Annotated in this window: 15 protein-coding genes; 9 read left to right on the plus strand and 6 right to left on the minus strand. The window is 40.2% G+C overall.

Annotated elements, in window-relative coordinates; all coding sequences use genetic code 11:
* Window positions 1-136: 136 nt before the first annotated feature.
* A complete protein-coding gene (cspD, locus tag L1077_RS08255; RefSeq protein ID WP_023401678.1) occupies window positions 137-355 on the minus strand; it encodes a cold shock domain-containing protein CspD in 219 nt (72 codons plus the stop codon).
* A gap of 201 nt (window positions 356-556) precedes the next feature.
* On the opposite strand from cspD, the gene clpS reads away from it, so the two are divergent.
* Together clpS and clpA are read left to right on the plus strand one after the other, a co-directional pair.
* A complete protein-coding gene (clpS, locus tag L1077_RS08260) occupies window positions 557-874 on the plus strand; it encodes an ATP-dependent Clp protease adapter ClpS (RefSeq protein WP_063359880.1) in 318 nt (105 codons plus the stop codon).
* Between the two features lie 28 nt (window positions 875-902).
* A complete protein-coding gene (gene clpA, locus L1077_RS08265) occupies window positions 903-3,167 on the plus strand; it encodes an ATP-dependent Clp protease ATP-binding subunit ClpA (RefSeq protein ID WP_237136403.1) in 2,265 nt (754 codons plus the stop codon).
* Between the two features lie 134 nt (window positions 3,168-3,301).
* Here clpA and infA read toward each other — a convergent pair whose 3' ends face one another.
* The 4 genes from infA to trxB form a co-directional block, all read right to left on the minus strand.
* Window positions 3,302-3,520: a translation initiation factor IF-1 gene (infA, locus tag L1077_RS08270; protein WP_010560183.1), complete on the minus strand. Its 219-nt coding sequence runs from the start codon at window positions 3,518-3,520 to the stop codon at window positions 3,302-3,304.
* A gap of 89 nt (window positions 3,521-3,609) precedes the next feature.
* A complete protein-coding gene (locus L1077_RS08275; protein WP_237136404.1) occupies window positions 3,610-4,314 on the minus strand; it encodes an arginyltransferase in 705 nt (234 codons plus the stop codon).
* Entirely contained in the window at window positions 4,307-5,023 is a 717-nt protein-coding gene (aat, locus tag L1077_RS08280; protein WP_237136405.1) for a leucyl/phenylalanyl-tRNA--protein transferase, read from the minus strand. Before aat ends, L1077_RS08275 begins: the two co-directional genes overlap by 8 nt.
* 91 nt (window positions 5,024-5,114) lie before the next feature.
* Window positions 5,115-6,065 (minus strand): thioredoxin-disulfide reductase, encoded by a 951-nt coding sequence (gene trxB / locus L1077_RS08285; protein ID WP_039608983.1) that lies wholly within the window; start codon window positions 6,063-6,065, stop codon window positions 5,115-5,117.
* A 255-nt stretch (window positions 6,066-6,320) separates the two neighbouring features.
* Between trxB and pssA the strand changes: the two genes are divergently transcribed.
* Window positions 6,321-7,646 (plus strand): CDP-diacylglycerol--serine O-phosphatidyltransferase, encoded by a 1,326-nt coding sequence (gene pssA / locus L1077_RS08290; RefSeq protein WP_237136406.1) that lies wholly within the window; start codon window positions 6,321-6,323, stop codon window positions 7,644-7,646.
* A 232-nt stretch (window positions 7,647-7,878) separates the two neighbouring features.
* On the opposite strand, the gene L1077_RS08295 is transcribed toward pssA, so the two are convergent.
* Window positions 7,879-8,853, minus strand: a complete 975-nt coding sequence (locus L1077_RS08295; RefSeq protein ID WP_237136407.1) for an AraC family transcriptional regulator — start codon at window positions 8,851-8,853, stop codon at window positions 7,879-7,881.
* Window positions 8,854-8,987: 134 nt separating this feature from the next.
* On the opposite strand from L1077_RS08295, the gene L1077_RS08300 reads away from it, so the two are divergent.
* The 6 genes from L1077_RS08300 (at window position 8,988) to L1077_RS08325 (ending at window position 15,436) form a co-directional block, all read left to right on the plus strand.
* Entirely contained in the window at window positions 8,988-9,458 is a 471-nt protein-coding gene (locus L1077_RS08300) for a hypothetical protein (RefSeq protein ID WP_237136408.1), read from the plus strand.
* Between the two features lie 504 nt (window positions 9,459-9,962).
* Window positions 9,963-10,427 (plus strand): DUF417 family protein, encoded by a 465-nt coding sequence (locus L1077_RS08305; protein ID WP_237136409.1) that lies wholly within the window; start codon window positions 9,963-9,965, stop codon window positions 10,425-10,427.
* A 100-nt stretch (window positions 10,428-10,527) separates the two neighbouring features.
* The gene (locus L1077_RS08310) at window positions 10,528-11,595 is read left to right on the plus strand and encodes a DUF4331 family protein (protein WP_237136410.1); all 1,068 of its coding nucleotides are present in this window, start codon (window positions 10,528-10,530) and stop codon (window positions 11,593-11,595) included.
* A 659-nt stretch (window positions 11,596-12,254) separates the two neighbouring features.
* The gene (gene egtB / locus L1077_RS08315) at window positions 12,255-13,529 is read left to right on the plus strand and encodes an ergothioneine biosynthesis protein EgtB (RefSeq protein ID WP_237136411.1); all 1,275 of its coding nucleotides are present in this window, start codon (window positions 12,255-12,257) and stop codon (window positions 13,527-13,529) included.
* Window positions 13,526-14,524: an L-histidine N(alpha)-methyltransferase gene (locus L1077_RS08320; RefSeq protein WP_237136412.1), complete on the plus strand. Its 999-nt coding sequence runs from the start codon at window positions 13,526-13,528 to the stop codon at window positions 14,522-14,524. Before egtB ends, L1077_RS08320 begins: the two co-directional genes overlap by 4 nt.
* A 120-nt stretch (window positions 14,525-14,644) precedes the next feature.
* On the plus strand, window positions 14,645-15,436 hold the full coding sequence (locus L1077_RS08325) for a PhzF family phenazine biosynthesis protein (protein WP_237136413.1): 792 nt from the start codon (window positions 14,645-14,647) through the stop codon (window positions 15,434-15,436).
* Window positions 15,437-15,507 lie beyond the last annotated feature (71 nt).

Consider the following 15,507-nt stretch of genomic DNA (forward strand, 5'->3'; position numbering starts at 1 on the left):
TTGTACCAATCTAATCGTAATGCTGCTAATGCAATTTACTTAAGTTATAGAAAAATATGTTACAAGAAACGTTTTGGAGAGAAAAAGAGATGAAGCGAGCAACTTACGTAGCCCGCTTATAGAGCCTTAGAATTTGCTATGCCATTTCACCAACTTTCGGTGCAATATTAGTAGCATGTAAGCCCTTAGGCCCTTCCTGTAGCTCGAATGTTACATCTTGACCAGCTTTAAGCGTCTTGTATCCATCCATTACAATCGTCGAGTAATGTGCAAAGATATCTTCGTCACTGCCGTCTTCTACGATGAAACCAAACCCTTTGGCGTTGTTAAACCATTTGACTTTTCCGCAAGCCATACTTCTACATCCTTCTATAAGTTGACTAATTAAGTTAATCTAACCTTTGAAATTTGCTAAGCTGTCCATAACATGAACAACTAGGACTAGAATGTAGTTTAAATAACCATACAGTCAAGTTTTTTAGTGCAGTTTTTTAACATTTTATTTATTTTTTAATTCAAGTTTGCTTGAGTATATAAGACAAGACTATATTTAATTATGAGTGGGATAAAAGATTCAGGTGTGTTGGAAGAGGTCAAAGACCAAGAGAAGCAAAAACTTCAACCACCGAAGAAATACAAAGTGATTTTAAACAATGATGATTACACACCGATGGATTTCGTCATCGAAGTGTTAATGACTTTTTTCAACATGGATAGCGAAAGAGCAACTGATGTGATGCTTAAAGTGCATCACGAGGGAAAAGCGGTATGTGGAATGTATCCTGCAGACATAGCCCATACAAAGGCTGAGCAGGTGAACAGATACGCTCGCGATCATGAGCATCCGCTCCTGTGTAGCTGTGAGCAAGAATGACCTTATTTATTCTCGTTGGGGGTTGCCAATGCTAAATAAAGATTTAGAAATTACACTTAACACCGCGTTTCGTGAAGCTCGTACTCGTCGTCATGAATTTATGACGGTGGAGCATTTATTACTTGCACTGATTGATAATCCATCTGCAAGTGAAGCGCTCAACGCCTGTAGCGTAGATACTGACAGTTTAAAAAGAGAGTTGTCAGAATTTATTGATGAAACAACGCCTATTATTCCGGAGCTTGAGGAAGATCGGGAAACTCAACCAACGTTAGGATTTCAACGTGTTTTACAAAGAGCTGTGTTTCATGTTCAGTCTTCAGGCAGAAATGAAGTAACTGGCGTCAATGTTTTAGTCGCAATTTTTTCAGAGCAAGAAAGCCAAGCAGTTTATTTGCTGAAAAAAGCTGATGTGAGCCGATTGGATATTGTGAACTTTATCAGTCACGGTATCTCAAAATCTGATGATGATCCTGAGCCGGAAGAGCATGAGGACATCAATGAAGAGGGCGCGGAAGTTCAAGGCGAAGAAAAAACTAAGCTAGAGAACTTTACTGCAAATTTAAATGTTTTAGCGAAAGCAGGGCAGATAGACCCGCTTGTTGGTCGTGATCAAGAAGTAGAAAGAACCATTCAAGTGCTCTGCCGCCGTAAAAAGAATAATCCATTGCTTGTTGGTGAAGCGGGGGTCGGTAAAACGGCAATCGCCGAAGGTTTAGCATATCGTATCGTAAACGAACAAGTACCTGAAGTGATCGAAGATGCTGTTGTCTACTCCCTTGATATGGGGGCTTTGCTTGCGGGAACAAAGTATCGCGGTGACTTTGAAAAGCGCTTCAAAGCGCTGTTGAAAGAGTTACAAGCAAAGCCAAATGCAATTTTGTTTATTGACGAGATTCATACCATTATCGGTGCGGGTGCTGCATCCGGCGGTGTTATGGATGCCTCAAACCTGATCAAGCCTTTACTTTCTAGCGGAAAACTTCGCTGTTTAGGTTCTACGACGTACTCCGAATTTAAGAATATTTTTGAAAAAGACAGAGCTTTGGTTCGTCGCTTCCAAAAAATTGACGTCGTTGAACCAAGTGTGGCTGATACTGCAAAAATTTTATATGGTTTGAAAGAGCGCTACGAAGAGCATCATGGTATTCGTTACACGCAAAAAGCGCTTAAAGCAGCGGCTGAGTTGAGTGCGAAATATATAAATGAACGTCACTTACCAGACAAAGCAATTGATGTAATTGATGAAGCGGGTGCAAATCAGCGTTTGTTACCTATGTCTAGACGCAAGAAGACCATTGGTGTGTCAGATATAGAGCAAATTGTTTCGAAGATCGCTCGTATTCCTCAGCAAAATGTGTCCTCAAGTGATAAAGAAGTGCTTAAAAACTTAGATAGAAATCTGAAGATGCTAGTTTTTGGTCAAGATGAGTCAATTGATGCGCTTACATCAGCTATTCGCTTATCGCGCTCTGGACTTGCCAATGAAGAAAAGCCAATTGGTTCATTCTTATTTGCAGGGCCTACAGGTGTTGGTAAAACTGAAGTCACAAAACAGCTTGCTAAGTGCATGGGTATTGAGTTCATTCGCTTTGATATGTCAGAGTATTCAGAACGCCATGCTGTAAGCCGCTTAATCGGTGCTCCTCCAGGTTATGTTGGTTTTGAGCAGGGTGGTTTATTAACTGACTCGGTGATTAAACATCCTCATGCTGTTGTCTTATTGGATGAGATTGAAAAAGCGCACCCTGACATTTACAACATTCTATTGCAGGTTATGGACCATGGTACGTTAACAGATAACAACGGCCGTAAAGCTGACTTCCGTAATGTTATCTTTGTTATGACGACCAATGCCGGCGTACAAGAGACTGTGAGAAAGTCTATTGGGTTCCAGCAACAAGATCATTCTCATGATGCAATGATTGAGATAAATAAAGTATTTACACCTGAATTTAGAAATAGGCTTGATAACATTATTTGGTTTAACCACCTAGAGAAAGAAGTTATCTTGCAAGTTGTAGATAAGTTTATTGTTGAGTTGCAAGCACAACTAGATAAGAAGTCGGTGAACCTTGAGTTTACTAATGAGGCGAGAGATTGGATTGCCGATATTGGTTATGACAAAGCGATGGGTGCTAGACCTATGGCGCGTGTCATTCAAGATAATCTTAAAAAGCCACTGGCGAATGAAATTTTGTTTGGTTCACTCATTGATGGTGGTAACGTTAAAGTGACTGTTAAAGGTAATGCTTTAGAGTTCGATTTTGAACAAGAGCTCGTATCTGCATAATTTAAAGCGGCTGAGCTGATAGCATTAGCCGTTTTAATAATATTGACGTTACAAAAGCAAAAAACCTAGCCAAGGCTAGGTTTTTTGCTACATACGTCTTATAGCATCAAATTGACGCTGGCGAGACGGTAGAATTAACGTGCACGGAAAACGATGCGTCCCTTGCTTAAATCGTAAGGAGTTAATTCTACAGTGACTTTGTCACCTGTTAAAATACGGATGTAGTTTTTGCGCATTTTACCAGAAATATGAGCCACAACTACGTGACCATTTTCTAATTCAACACGGAACATTGTATTTGGTAAAGTATCAAGGACCGTGCCTTGCATTTCAATAACGTCTTCTTTCGCCATTTGGAGCGTATCACCTCTGTATAAGTTTATCGTTGGAGATTTTGCCCAAAAGCACACAATAAGTAAAGGTAAGAGATTAAATTAGTAACTTAAATATTTGTCCAAGTATCTTCTTTAAGCTGTTGAGCTGGTGAAAACTGCTTTTTGTAGCGCATTTTTTTACATTCGTCTATTTGATAACCTAAATAAACAAACTCTTTATCTTCTGCCGCTGCAAGGTTAATTTGTGCCATAATCATAATAGTACCCAAGCTCAGGTGCTCAAAGTCTGGGTCGAAAAAGGTATAGATTGCTGATAGAGCGTTGGGCATTGTGTCTGTGACAGCAACGGCGACGAGTTGGTCTTCGTGCCACAATTCTATAAACGAAATTGGCATCCATCTACAAAATAAAAAACTCTCATATTGTAGTCTGTTTGGCGGGAACATTGTGCCATCACTGTGTCTTAGAGTTATGTACTTTTCATAAAGTGGAAAATAGCTTTCTTTTTCTTCGAAACTCACCTTAACGCTAAAACTGTTTTGTATTTTTTTATACTTCCTTCGTTGTGACTTTGAGGGTATATAATCCTTTGCTAGAACCCGCATTGATTGGCATGCACTGCAAAGAGGACAGTGTGGCCGATATATTTGATCTCCACTACGTCTAAACCCCAACGAAAGGAGGGCTTCAAAACGCGCTGCTGTATAGCATTCACTGTCTAAAATAACGAGTAGCTGTTCTTTTCTATCTGGTAGATAGCTGCAATCAAATTGCTGACTGAGGCCAATTTTAGATGGAAAGTGTTCAGTCATATATTACCCCTATGTCTTGTGGGTGCCACATGGTTTGTACAGGGTGATAGTCACTTGCTTCTTTAAGTTTAGTCAAAAATTCTTCTCTGGGAATGACTTTTGCGCCCATAGAACTTAAGTAAGGGTTATCTAATTGGCAATCTATAAAATGAGCATTGTGTTTTTTGAGCCAATTAACCAAAGCCCACATTGCTAATTTAGAAGCATTTGGCTGGTTATGAAACATAGATTCGCCACAAAATACACCCGATATCATAATGCCATATAGACCGCCAGCAAGCTTTCCGTCAATCCATACCTCTATGCTATGAGCAAATCCTTCCTCATGTGCTTGGCAATATGCTTTGAGCATATTTTTATTGATCCAAGTACCTTCTTCGTGGAGGCGCTGCTCTCTGCATTGAGAGATAACTTGCTCGAAGGCTTGGTTTATGGTGATTTTTGGTTTGAGTCTATTTCGAGCTTTCTTGAGTGTGCGACCAATATGAAAGTCTGACAGCTCTATAATGCCACGTTCACTGGGTGACCACCACATGATCGGCTCTCGTTCATTGAACCACGGGAAAATTCCAAGTCGATATGCTTTTTTTAGTCTTTTTGTATTAAGGCATCCGCCAATGGCTAACAGGCCATCAGGTTCTTTTAATGCAAAGTGGCACGGCGGAAATATATAATCTGTCGATGATAAGTGGAACAACTGTTGTGTCATATTTGACTTAAGTTTCGAGTGAGCTAGTTGCTAATTTGAGTTTAGCAAAAATCGGTTGGAAGCACGCCATGAAATATGGCGTGCTAAGAGATTATTTAAGGTTATCTAAATAACGCTCAGCATCAAGGGCTGCCATACAGCCAGTGCCAGCTGAAGTGATTGCTTGACGATAAATGTGGTCAGATACGTCACCTGCAGCGAATACACCTTCTACGCTTGTCTGTGTTGCGTTGCCATTTAGGCCTGACTCAACAACAAGATAGCCATCTTTCATCTCAAGCTGACCTTCAAACATGTCTGTATTCGGCTTATGACCAATAGCGATGAATACACCAGCTAGGTCTAAATCTTCAGTTGCATCAGAGTTTGTATCTTTGATACGAATACCTGTTACACCCATATCATCGCCAAGTACTTCGTCTAAAGTGCGGTCAAAATGAAGAACAACATTGCCATTTTTCGCTTTCTCTAGTAGACGGTCAGATAGAATTTTTTCACTACGGAAGCTATCTCTGCGGTGAACAACATGTACTTCGTCTGCAATGTTAGAAAGGTATAGCGCTTCCTCAACAGCTGTGTTACCACCACCAACTACAGCAACTTTTTGTCCTCTGTAGAAGAATCCATCACAAGTTGCACAAGCAGAAACACCGCGACCTTGGAAGTTTGTTTCAGACTCTAGACCTAGGTATTTTGCAGATGCACCTGTTGCAATAATTAATGCATCACAAGTATAAGTGCCTTGGTCGCCTGTAAGGGTGAATGGACGCTTAGTTACATCGACTTTATTGATATGGTCAAAAATAATCTCTGTTTCAAAACGCTCTGCATGCTCTTTCATACGCTCCATAAGAGCAGGGCCAGTTAAACCATGTGCATCACCAGGCCAGTTTTCTACTTCAGTTGTTGTTGTCAGCTGACCACCTTGTTGCATACCTGTGATTAAAACAGGGTTTAAATTTGCACGTGCTGCATAAACAGCGGCAGTATAACCCGCTGGACCTGAGCCAAGGATCAATAGTTTACAGTGCTTATCACTCATGAATTTCTATCCTAAAATTTAGTATTAGCATTACAATGATGCCGATTCTAAGTAAATCAACCCAGAAGTAAAATAAAAATCAAATAAAGCAATTTTAGAAATCGTGAACTTGTCAAATTTAGTGTACTTGATGGAAAAGTAAGCCAATGGAGCTGAAATTGTCGGATCTTCATGACCTTTCTATTTTTTTTTGTTATGTTTGAAGGAATTTTTTTTGCTACTAAATTATCAGTAGCCCAAGATTTAAAGGTAAATATGGCATTTTGGCAGGACAACTCTGGCTTTGCTTTAGAAGCGAGCAGCTGTAAAGTCTTAACAGACGCTAAACATTATCACAGTGAACTTTTGTCTTTGATTGGCAAAGCAAAGAAGCGCATTTACATCGCTGCACTGTATTTACAAGATGACACGGCAGGCCAAGGTGTGTTGTCTGCGTTGCACAATGCGTCGCTGAGCAACCCAGATTTAGAGATCAAAATACTAGTTGACTTTCACAGAGCCCAGCGAGGGTTAATCGGCGAGGCAAAGTCTGAGGGTAATGCACGCTTATATTGTGATTATTTGGAGCAATTCAACTCAAATGTTGAAGTATACGGTGTGCCAGTAAAAGCGAAAGAATTATTTGGCGTATTGCATCTTAAAGGGTTTGTGATTGATGACACGGTTCTTTACAGCGGAGCAAGTATCAATGATGTCTACCTACATCAAGAAGAGCGATATCGACTTGATCGTTATTTTCTCTTAGACAATGCAAAATTAGCTGATAGCTTTACCGCTTTTATTGAGAAGCATCTGTTAAATTCTGAAGCCGTCCCCAGAATTGATAAAAGGCCTTTAAAGCCATTTAGTGAAATAAAGTTGGCGCAAAAGAAATTAATGCGCGCTCTGAAAAAAGCTAATTATGATATGTCTGGCGCAAATGAGTCTAATGCACTTAATGTACGCGCATTTTTAGGGTTTGGTCGTAGAACTAATAAGCTCAATAGATTGATTAAGACGTTATTTGATACCACTGAGCAGGAGTTGATTTTATATACGCCTTACTTCAACTTCCCGGCACCTTTATTACGCTCATTACGTCGTCTGTTAAAGCAAGGCAAGTCAGTAACTATTGTTGTTGGCGATAAGACAGCTAATGACTTTTACATCTCTCCTGATAAACCATTTAGTCGAATAGGCGCACTGCCTTATTTGTATGAGCGGATTTTACATAAATTTTTAAAGTCGCAGAAAAGGTATATCGAGCAGGGACTACTCAATGTATATCTTTGGAAGGATGGGGACAACTCATTCCATCTAAAAGGTATAAACCAAGACAATCAAGTCCATCTGATGACGGGGCATAATTTAAACCCTAGAGCTTGGGGTTTAGACATCGAAAATGGCATTTTGATAGAAGATAGAGCTCAGGAATTGAAAACATTTATCGATGCTGAGAAGCAATCAATCTTGTCTCAATGTCGAAAGTTGTCTGGACCAGATGATATTGAAACTCTGCAAGACTACCCTGCACCGGTGCAAAAGATATTAGGGCAGGCTAAACGTGTCAAAGTCGATTTTATCATTAAAAAGTTTATTTAAGCTTGCTGTCACAGTATCAACAAGGCGACTAACTTCTGTTAGTCGTTTTTTAATATTTAATACTACGTTTATGGGCTTGTTTTAGTTCTTTATTTGAGTATTTTTCTCACCTGATTTTGACTGTTGCGATTTTTTCGAATTTGTATTGCATATCACTTCTTAGGCCCAATGATAAAACCCCATATTTAAAAGTTGTTTACTTGCCTACATGTTTAAAAAACTAATTTAAGTGCTACTTTTGGCGCCTTAATTGACCCGGGCTTATGCCAATTATTTTTTTGAAGGCTTTGCTAAAAGAAGCCTCAGAGCGGTAACCAACTTGCTCTGCAACGCTTATCATCGACTCTTTTCCTTCCTTCAATAGATCTTGGGCGATATGCATTCGCCATTGACTGAGATACGACAGTGGCGTCATACCAATGATGTCGTGGAATAGGTTTGTAAACGCGGAACGAGACATACCTGCTGACTGTGCCATGCGCTCGACTGTCCACGCTTGAGCGGGTTGTTTGTGGATGAGGCTCAAAGCAAGACTGAGCCGCGTATCTGCAAGTGCCCGAAAGTACCCCGTACCGGCATGCTGAGAATTGACATGCCAACGCAGCAATTGAATGACCAATACCTCGGTAAGGCGATCAACAATGACGGTACCGCCAGGTAGTGTCGAGCGGGATTCGTGAGCTAGCATATTGGCTAGGTTGTTTAACCACAATAGTGATGGTTCTTCATTTGTTTTTATATGCAAAAAGTTGGGCATATCCCTCAAGATTGGTAGCTGGACGTGTTGCTGATATTTGAAATAACCACACAATAATGTGGTAATGCTTTCTTCTCCTGCAAACGGGTTCTCGTCATTCTGTATCTGCGTCAGTAATTCGTCTCCTGATATGCAGACACCATTTGGTTGATCGCCAATTTGGTGCGCCGCACCCGTTGGAAAGGCAACAATATCTCCGGTCGAAAGGTAGGTAGCGTGCTTTGAATCAGGCATGTTTAACCAAGCACCGCCTCGCACCACGAAGTGAAAAGTACCATAGTCTGTTTCTTGCTCTTTTATGCCCCAAGGCGCTGAAAAATCGGTACAAAAATAACTGCTAGCTTGAAGACGAAGCGCATTTAGTATATCAGATAATGCATCTCCCCCAATTAAGCTGTTTCCAGCATTAGGAATTTGAGTGTTTGATGGCGATGGAATGTGATTAATCACGAGTTTACTCCTCTTGGTAAATGTAACCAAAAAAGTACGATTAGACATATATGCTGCACTAAACATCATAGTTTGTACAAGATGAAACTGTAAAATTGTTGACTCAATCGTTTATTAAAATGAAGAGTATCACCATGAATAAAACAGAGAATGAAGTAATAGGTTGGAAGTGGACATTGTACGCAGGATTAATACCTTTGATGGCGGGACTATTCATGTTATTGACTTCAAGTCTCTCTATTTCTAACGGTATGTCGCTATGGACATTTGCTATTCATAAGTTGGACTTTAGTTTTTCTCAGCTCACCGCTGTTGATCCGCAAGCGGGTCCGTTTGTCACATTTTTAGCGATGCTGGCAGGTGTCAATATTGTATCGGCGGCAGTGCCAATCATTCTTATTTCTATATTTGCACTCAAAAAGGGGCAAAAGTGGGCCTGGTACTATCTTTTATTCATGCTCGTTTGGGAGGGGGTTAACGACGTCTATAGTGTGACTCAGTTTTACTTTGAAACTGGTGCGCCAATGTTTGTTATGCCATGGCTGTTTTGTATCTTGATGGCGACAGGCTTATATAAAACACGCGAACAGATTTTTAATCATTAGTACGGGAACTGAATCGGTTCTTTTATATTTTGCGGGCTATACTAGCTCGCACCTCATTTTTTATAGTCACAATTCAAAGTTGAATTCGAGTTTAATCAAACAATAAATATATTGCGCTGGACAGCACTTCCATTTGAACAATTCAAAACGCTTTGTTACCTAATGCAAAAGTACATTTAGATAGGCGTACCTCTAAGGTCGCAGAAACCTAAAACCACCTACCTTTTATAGCTTGTAGGCGATTGGGAATACTCCAAAAAGCTATTATCCCCCGATTTTTGTACGAATTGACATAAAGTTGGTTTTTTTGGTCATGGTTCATCCGAGTAAGGTGATTAATAATTTATCCCAAGCCGTTGATAGATTGACTGCCTTCAGCACATAAATTGCCGTGAATATGAACGTAGTTAAAGCACTAAACACGATAACAGTCGCTATTTTTGCTTGATATCTGGATACGGTATCGAGATCACAGAGCTAAGAAATTCATTAAGGAGGCTGCTTTTGTTTACTAATTCGATTAATTCTATGCATAAGGTTGGGCAAGGTACTGCGCTATTAGGGGTTGTGTTGCCATTACTATTAATTGGCGTACTTAAATTTACCCCTACGGAAGTTGAAGCATTAAAACCCGTCATTAATGGTACACCTTGGTTAACTTGGTTGTATGCGGTATTTGGCTTTGAAGGGGCTTCCTACTTCCTCGGTGTAGTTGAAATTATTACTGCCACCTTATTAATTATGTCTGTGTGGTCTGCGCGTGCTGGAATTATGGGTGGTGCAATGGGCGCCGTAACTTTTTTGGTGACTGTGAGCACTCTACTTGTGCTGCCAATCGGGGAAGACAAAGAGGGAGGTTTACCATTTCTAAATTTTCTAGGACAGTTTTTAATCAAGGATGTTGCTTTGTTAGGTATTTCAATATTGGTGTTGGCTAACTGTTTAGCGCGTTTACGTGCTCGCAGCTGAGTGAATTAAATAGCTCAAAAATAAATGTAAGGAGGGTAGATCAGTAAGTTAAACCGTAAAACCCACTTTTTAATAGCAACCCAGTTTATAGGAGACCGCTATGATTAAATTGCTAAAAGTATTAGCCAATAAATCTACAGTGGCAGCGCTCGCTTTTGCTATTGGTGCGGGCTTAAGCGCAGTGCCAGCAGTTGCAAGCCATCACTTTGAAAGTAAATTGGCTCAGGAGCATCCTCAGTTTGATTTGACTGATATGTTTGTATTTGACTCAGAGCGTCGTGGTTACACTGCATTCATGATGGATGTGAACCCCACCACAAAAGGCCGCGCTGCTTTTGGTGAAAAAGGCGTTTACAGCTTTCATATTGCCAATGATAAATCGTTTGGTAGTGGCGGGGTAACTATCACAGCTCATTTAGAAGGGGAACAGTTGGTTTTTGGGCTCGTAGATGGAGCGAATCAAGCTGTTGGTACAAAAGGTAAGGCATTTGGTAAGGCTAAAGTTGGTAAAACCGTCAAGTTTAAAAATGGCGTTAAGGTATGGAGCGGCGCGGCACGAGATCCATTTGTTGGAAATTCCGAGGGCATTGTCGGGTTCTTAACAACACTGATTGGCAAAGGTAAGCTTGAGCTGTCTCAATTCAATAGTGGGGTGGATTTATTTAAAGATTTTAATAGCAGTATCATTTTAGTTGAACTGCCTAACAGCATGCTGGCGAAAAATATTCACGTGTATGCAAGTAGTGCGATGTACAATGTTGACAAGTGGGTACAAGTGAATCGAGTGGCAAACCCGCTTGTAACGCATATGTTTTTGGCAAATAACAAAATGGAAGTGAGTGAACATATTCAACACCGCCCAGATAGTGACATGTCACGAAGGTATGCGATATCCGGCATGGTATTAAGGGCAGTTGCGCTAGATGGGAAACTATCCAACCCTGTTGAATATGCGGACTCAGTTGCTGAGCAATTGTTACCTGATATGATTTCTTACAAGGTGGGCAGCAGCGCGGAATATGGCTACCCCAAAGTTAATGGACGCAAACCCAGTGATGACGGTATGGATGCAGTGCTAAGCTTACTGGTTGGTCGTAAGGTAACAGATCATGCAAATACTTTTAATCGACATCCCACTAAGTTTCCATATGTCGTACCAGTACGTTAATACCTGCTATATCATTTTGCTCGACCATGGTGTTTCTTATCGTTGAGAAACACCACACTCCATCTATCTCTTTTTGGACAATATATTCAAGGCGCTGATAGTTATAGCTCACACGCAGGACTTAACTTTGATAAAAGCCAATGGCGGTTTGGTGCTGTTCCTATCAGTTATTACGTTGATGGCTAGACGATACAAGCCAATATTATAAATATCACAGGTGATCACGACAATGCATATTATTCTAAATCACAATTGGCGCATGAAACCATCTAGGTCTAGGATATTCACTGTCATTAATTTGAGCCCTGATTAATACATGCCTTTGAACACTAACAGTTTTTATTGTTTAGGATTAGTTTTTTAAGTCAAAAACCTGCATAAAAGACAGTTAGACATAATTAGAAGCGTTTAGAGCATACATGCCTTAAGTGCGCCAAGAGATAATACCTTATAAGTCAGCCGATGCTGGTGGGATTTGATTTCAATAAATACTTCAAGTCAGGTCTTGAAGGCTTTGTTATATGAAATTGAAACAGCTTAATTTCCATACAATATTAAAGTAATGGTGTGCTACACTTTATTAACATTGTGGTTTATTTGTTAGATAGGGTAATTAAGTAGGTTTCTGACACAGAATAGACTTTTCAATCAGGTAACTTATGAACCGACAGCAACCAATCGAGAAAACAAAGATTACACATTTAATTGATGAGTATCTGAGGATCAGAGCGCACTCAACTGCTTTATGCGCAAGCTTACAAGTTGAAGATTATGCAGTTCAACCTATTGCTGAAGTCAGTCCGCCGAAGTGGCACTTAGGCCACACAACGTGGTTTTTTGAAGAAGTTATTTTGGTTAAATACATGACAGATTACTCAAGGTATCACCAGGGGTATCGCATGCTGTTTAATTCATACTATAAATCAGCTGGCGAACATTGGTTGCAAAGCCAGCGTGGGAGCCTATCAAGACCAACGGTTGATGAGATTATTCATTATCGAAACTATGTAGATCAACAAGTTGTAAGCTTTTTGTGCTTAGCTGATTTGGACGAAGCAGTACTTTCCTTACTAGAAATCGGGTTACATCACGAGCAGCAACATCAGGAGCTGTTGCTTATGGATATTAAGTATATTTTGGGCTGTAACCCACTTTCTCCTGTTTATTGCGAACAATTGTTAGACATCACCAAGCCAAAAAAAGCACATTGGCGTGCTTTTGACGAAGGCATTTATGAAGTGGGTGCCATAAATAGGGGGTTTGCTTATGACAATGAAAAACCTAGGCACAAACGCTACAACTATGGATTTGCGATTAGTGAAAACACAATCACAAATGGCGAGTATTTGGCGTTTATTCAAGATAATGGGTATGACAGAGCAGAGTTTTGGCTGAGCTTGGGGTGGGAGTGGGTAAGCGACAAGAAAATTGCTCACCCTTTATATTGGCAAAAGATAAAAAATGAATGGTTTGAGTTTACACTGCATGGTTTGATGCCATTAGACCTCAATCTTCCTGTCACACATATAAGCTACTTTGAAGCAGACGCGTTTGCTAACTGGAAAGGTTTAAGGTTACCGACAGAGCATGAGCTGGAGGTTTATTTGCAAGCTAGCTCAGCTGTTGCGGAGACAGCAGGCATCAATAAGCGAAACGACAATCGAGCAAGTATTTATCACCCTATAGCGAGTGGTGTGCCTTTTGGGCAAGTTTGGTGTTGGACTAAAAGTCATTATTCTGGCTATCCCGGTTACAAGCCATATCAGGGCATGCTTAACGAATACAATGGCAAGTTTATGTGCAACCAATTTGTTTTGAGGGGCGGGTGTGTGGCCACACCCAGCGATCATTATCGTCACAGTTATCGCAATTTTTATCAACCACATCAGCGCTGGATGTTTTCTGGCATCAGGCTAGCAAAGGATATTGAATGACACACTTTAGATTACTCACGCAAGACACACACGGTGAAAGTACACAAGATGACCAGCTAGCCATTGACGTATTGACTGGGTTAAGTGCACCTTCAAAGCACTTGTCTGCAAAGTACTTTTACGATGATTTGGGGAGTGAAATTTTTCAAAAAATCACTCAGCATCAAGATTATTATTTGACCGCGAAAGAAGTAGAAATCATCACCAATATAAACAAACAATTAGCTGGTGTGATTGATGAGCAAGAAATTGACATTATTGAATTAGGCGTTGGGGATGGACATAAAAGTCAGTTAATTATTGATGGCTTTTTGAAAAGTGGCTGCAAAGTAAACTTTTACCCAATCGATATTTCAGAAAAAGCCATGTTCATGCTACAAGAAAATATTGTGCCCAATGATAACCTGGTAATTCATGGTGTTGTAGCCGAGTACTTTGATGGGTTAAAGCTCGTCAGGGGTCAGTCTACAAATAGACAGTTGGTTTTATTTTTAGGCTCTAACATTGGCAATTTTAATCGCGAGCAAAGCCTTGGATTTCTCAGAAAGGTGTGGGCGAGTCTTAAAGCGGATGACTTTATATTCATTGGTTTTGATTTAAAGAAGGACGTCAAGAAACTCACTGCAGCGTATAACGACGAAGATGGCTTAACTGCAAAGTTTAATCTCAATTTGTTGAGTCGAATAAACAAAGAGTTAGGCGCTAATTTTGAGCTAGATAAATTCCAGCATTTTGGCGTTTACAATCCAGTATTAGGCGCCATGGAAAGCTATGTACTTTCGACTGAAAAGCAAGAAGTTTACATCTCAGCGTTGCAAAGAGCGTTTCAATTCGATGCATATGAAGCAGTTCATTTCGAGTATTCTTATAAGTTTTCAACAAATGATATTGAGAGGTTGTCTCAACAAAGTGGTTTTCATGTGGTTAAGCATTTCACTGATAGTAAACAGTATTTTGTAGACTCCTTATGGCAAGTCGTAAAAGAAGAGCGTTAATGACTCTTCAATGTAGAGGCATTTGAGTACAAGGCATTGTTTGTGGCAATGGGCTTATACACTTTTGATGCATCGATAGCTAAGCATTAACAAATACAACCATTATTAAGATTTTTTGATATGAAGATGTGCGGTGTTCGGCGAGTACTTTGCTCGGAGCATTACCTTGGCAACCTTGCTGACGTGAATTTATGTGATGAACTCAATGAGTTTCAAGATACGCACGGTCTGCAAAAAATCGCCAGTCATAATAAAGTCGCTGCGACTGCGTTTTTGGTTAAATATGCCGACTGCAAGTATGGTATTCGATGGTTTTCACCATACGGTGAAATTCAATTTTGTGGTCATGCAACGCTTGCTGCGGCTGACGTACTAACATCCATCTTCACCCTTGTTGGAAAAGAAATCACTTTTGAATCGTCGAATCAGACAATACGTGTGTCTCATCAAGGGGGCGAGCTTTTTGTTATGTGCTTGCCGCAAGCGAGTCTTGAAATAACAACGGACTTTGATCATATATTTCCGGTGTTTAACCAAGCGCTGAGTAATATTAAGCACACAGAGCCTAATGACGGGTATTTCGTTGCACAAGCCGCAAATAAGCAAGATCTGATTGAGTTAGATTTTAATGCCAAGGAATACATCAAATGCACTCGTCGGGCGTTGCTAGTGACCACAAATGATAGCTTAGGTAGTGATGGTTTTTATTTCAGATACTTTGCACCTCAATATGGCAGCAAAGAAGATCAAGCGACAGGCTCGGCGGCTCCGTTGTTGGCTTCTTATTGGCAGATACCGGCCAACAAAATATTTAATTGCTATCAGTTATCTGTAGGTGGTGGGTATTATCAAATTTATAAAAACGGACAGCAAGTTTGTGTAATGGCAAAAGTACTCAAGTTAAAATACTAAATTTGACAGTGCATGATTGAATAACCGAAATGTGAGTACGAAAAAGCCCAGCATATGCTGGGCTTTTTGAT

It is taken from the genome of Pseudoalteromonas luteoviolacea, assembly GCF_021654285.1.
GTDB lineage: Bacteria > Pseudomonadota > Gammaproteobacteria > Enterobacterales > Alteromonadaceae > Pseudoalteromonas > Pseudoalteromonas luteoviolacea_J.

Excerpts from the sequence above, each read along its gene's own strand:
- L1077_RS08275 (WP_237136404.1), bottom strand. The coding sequence starts at position 4,314 with ATGACTGAACACTTTCCATCTAAAATTGGCCTCAGTCAGCAATTTGAT.
- clpA (WP_237136403.1), top strand. The coding sequence starts at position 903 with ATGCTAAATAAAGATTTAGAAATTACACTTAACACCGCGTTTCGTGAA.
- pssA (WP_237136406.1), top strand. The coding sequence starts at position 6,321 with ATGGCATTTTGGCAGGACAACTCTGGCTTTGCTTTAGAAGCGAGCAGC.
- L1077_RS08325 (WP_237136413.1), top strand. The coding sequence starts at position 14,645 with ATGAAGATGTGCGGTGTTCGGCGAGTACTTTGCTCGGAGCATTACCTT.
- trxB (WP_039608983.1), bottom strand. The coding sequence starts at position 6,065 with ATGAGTGATAAGCACTGTAAACTATTGATCCTTGGCTCAGGTCCAGCG.
- L1077_RS08300 (WP_237136408.1), top strand. The coding sequence starts at position 8,988 with ATGAATAAAACAGAGAATGAAGTAATAGGTTGGAAGTGGACATTGTAC.
- infA (WP_010560183.1), bottom strand. The coding sequence starts at position 3,520 with ATGGCGAAAGAAGACGTTATTGAAATGCAAGGCACGGTCCTTGATACT.
- clpS (WP_063359880.1), top strand. The coding sequence starts at position 557 with ATGAGTGGGATAAAAGATTCAGGTGTGTTGGAAGAGGTCAAAGACCAA.
- aat (WP_237136405.1), bottom strand. The coding sequence starts at position 5,023 with ATGACACAACAGTTGTTCCACTTATCATCGACAGATTATATATTTCCG.
- L1077_RS08310 (WP_237136410.1), top strand. The coding sequence starts at position 10,528 with ATGATTAAATTGCTAAAAGTATTAGCCAATAAATCTACAGTGGCAGCG.
- cspD (WP_023401678.1), bottom strand. The coding sequence starts at position 355 with ATGGCTTGCGGAAAAGTCAAATGGTTTAACAACGCCAAAGGGTTTGGT.
- L1077_RS08320 (WP_237136412.1), top strand. The coding sequence starts at position 13,526 with ATGACACACTTTAGATTACTCACGCAAGACACACACGGTGAAAGTACA.
- egtB (WP_237136411.1), top strand. The coding sequence starts at position 12,255 with ATGAACCGACAGCAACCAATCGAGAAAACAAAGATTACACATTTAATT.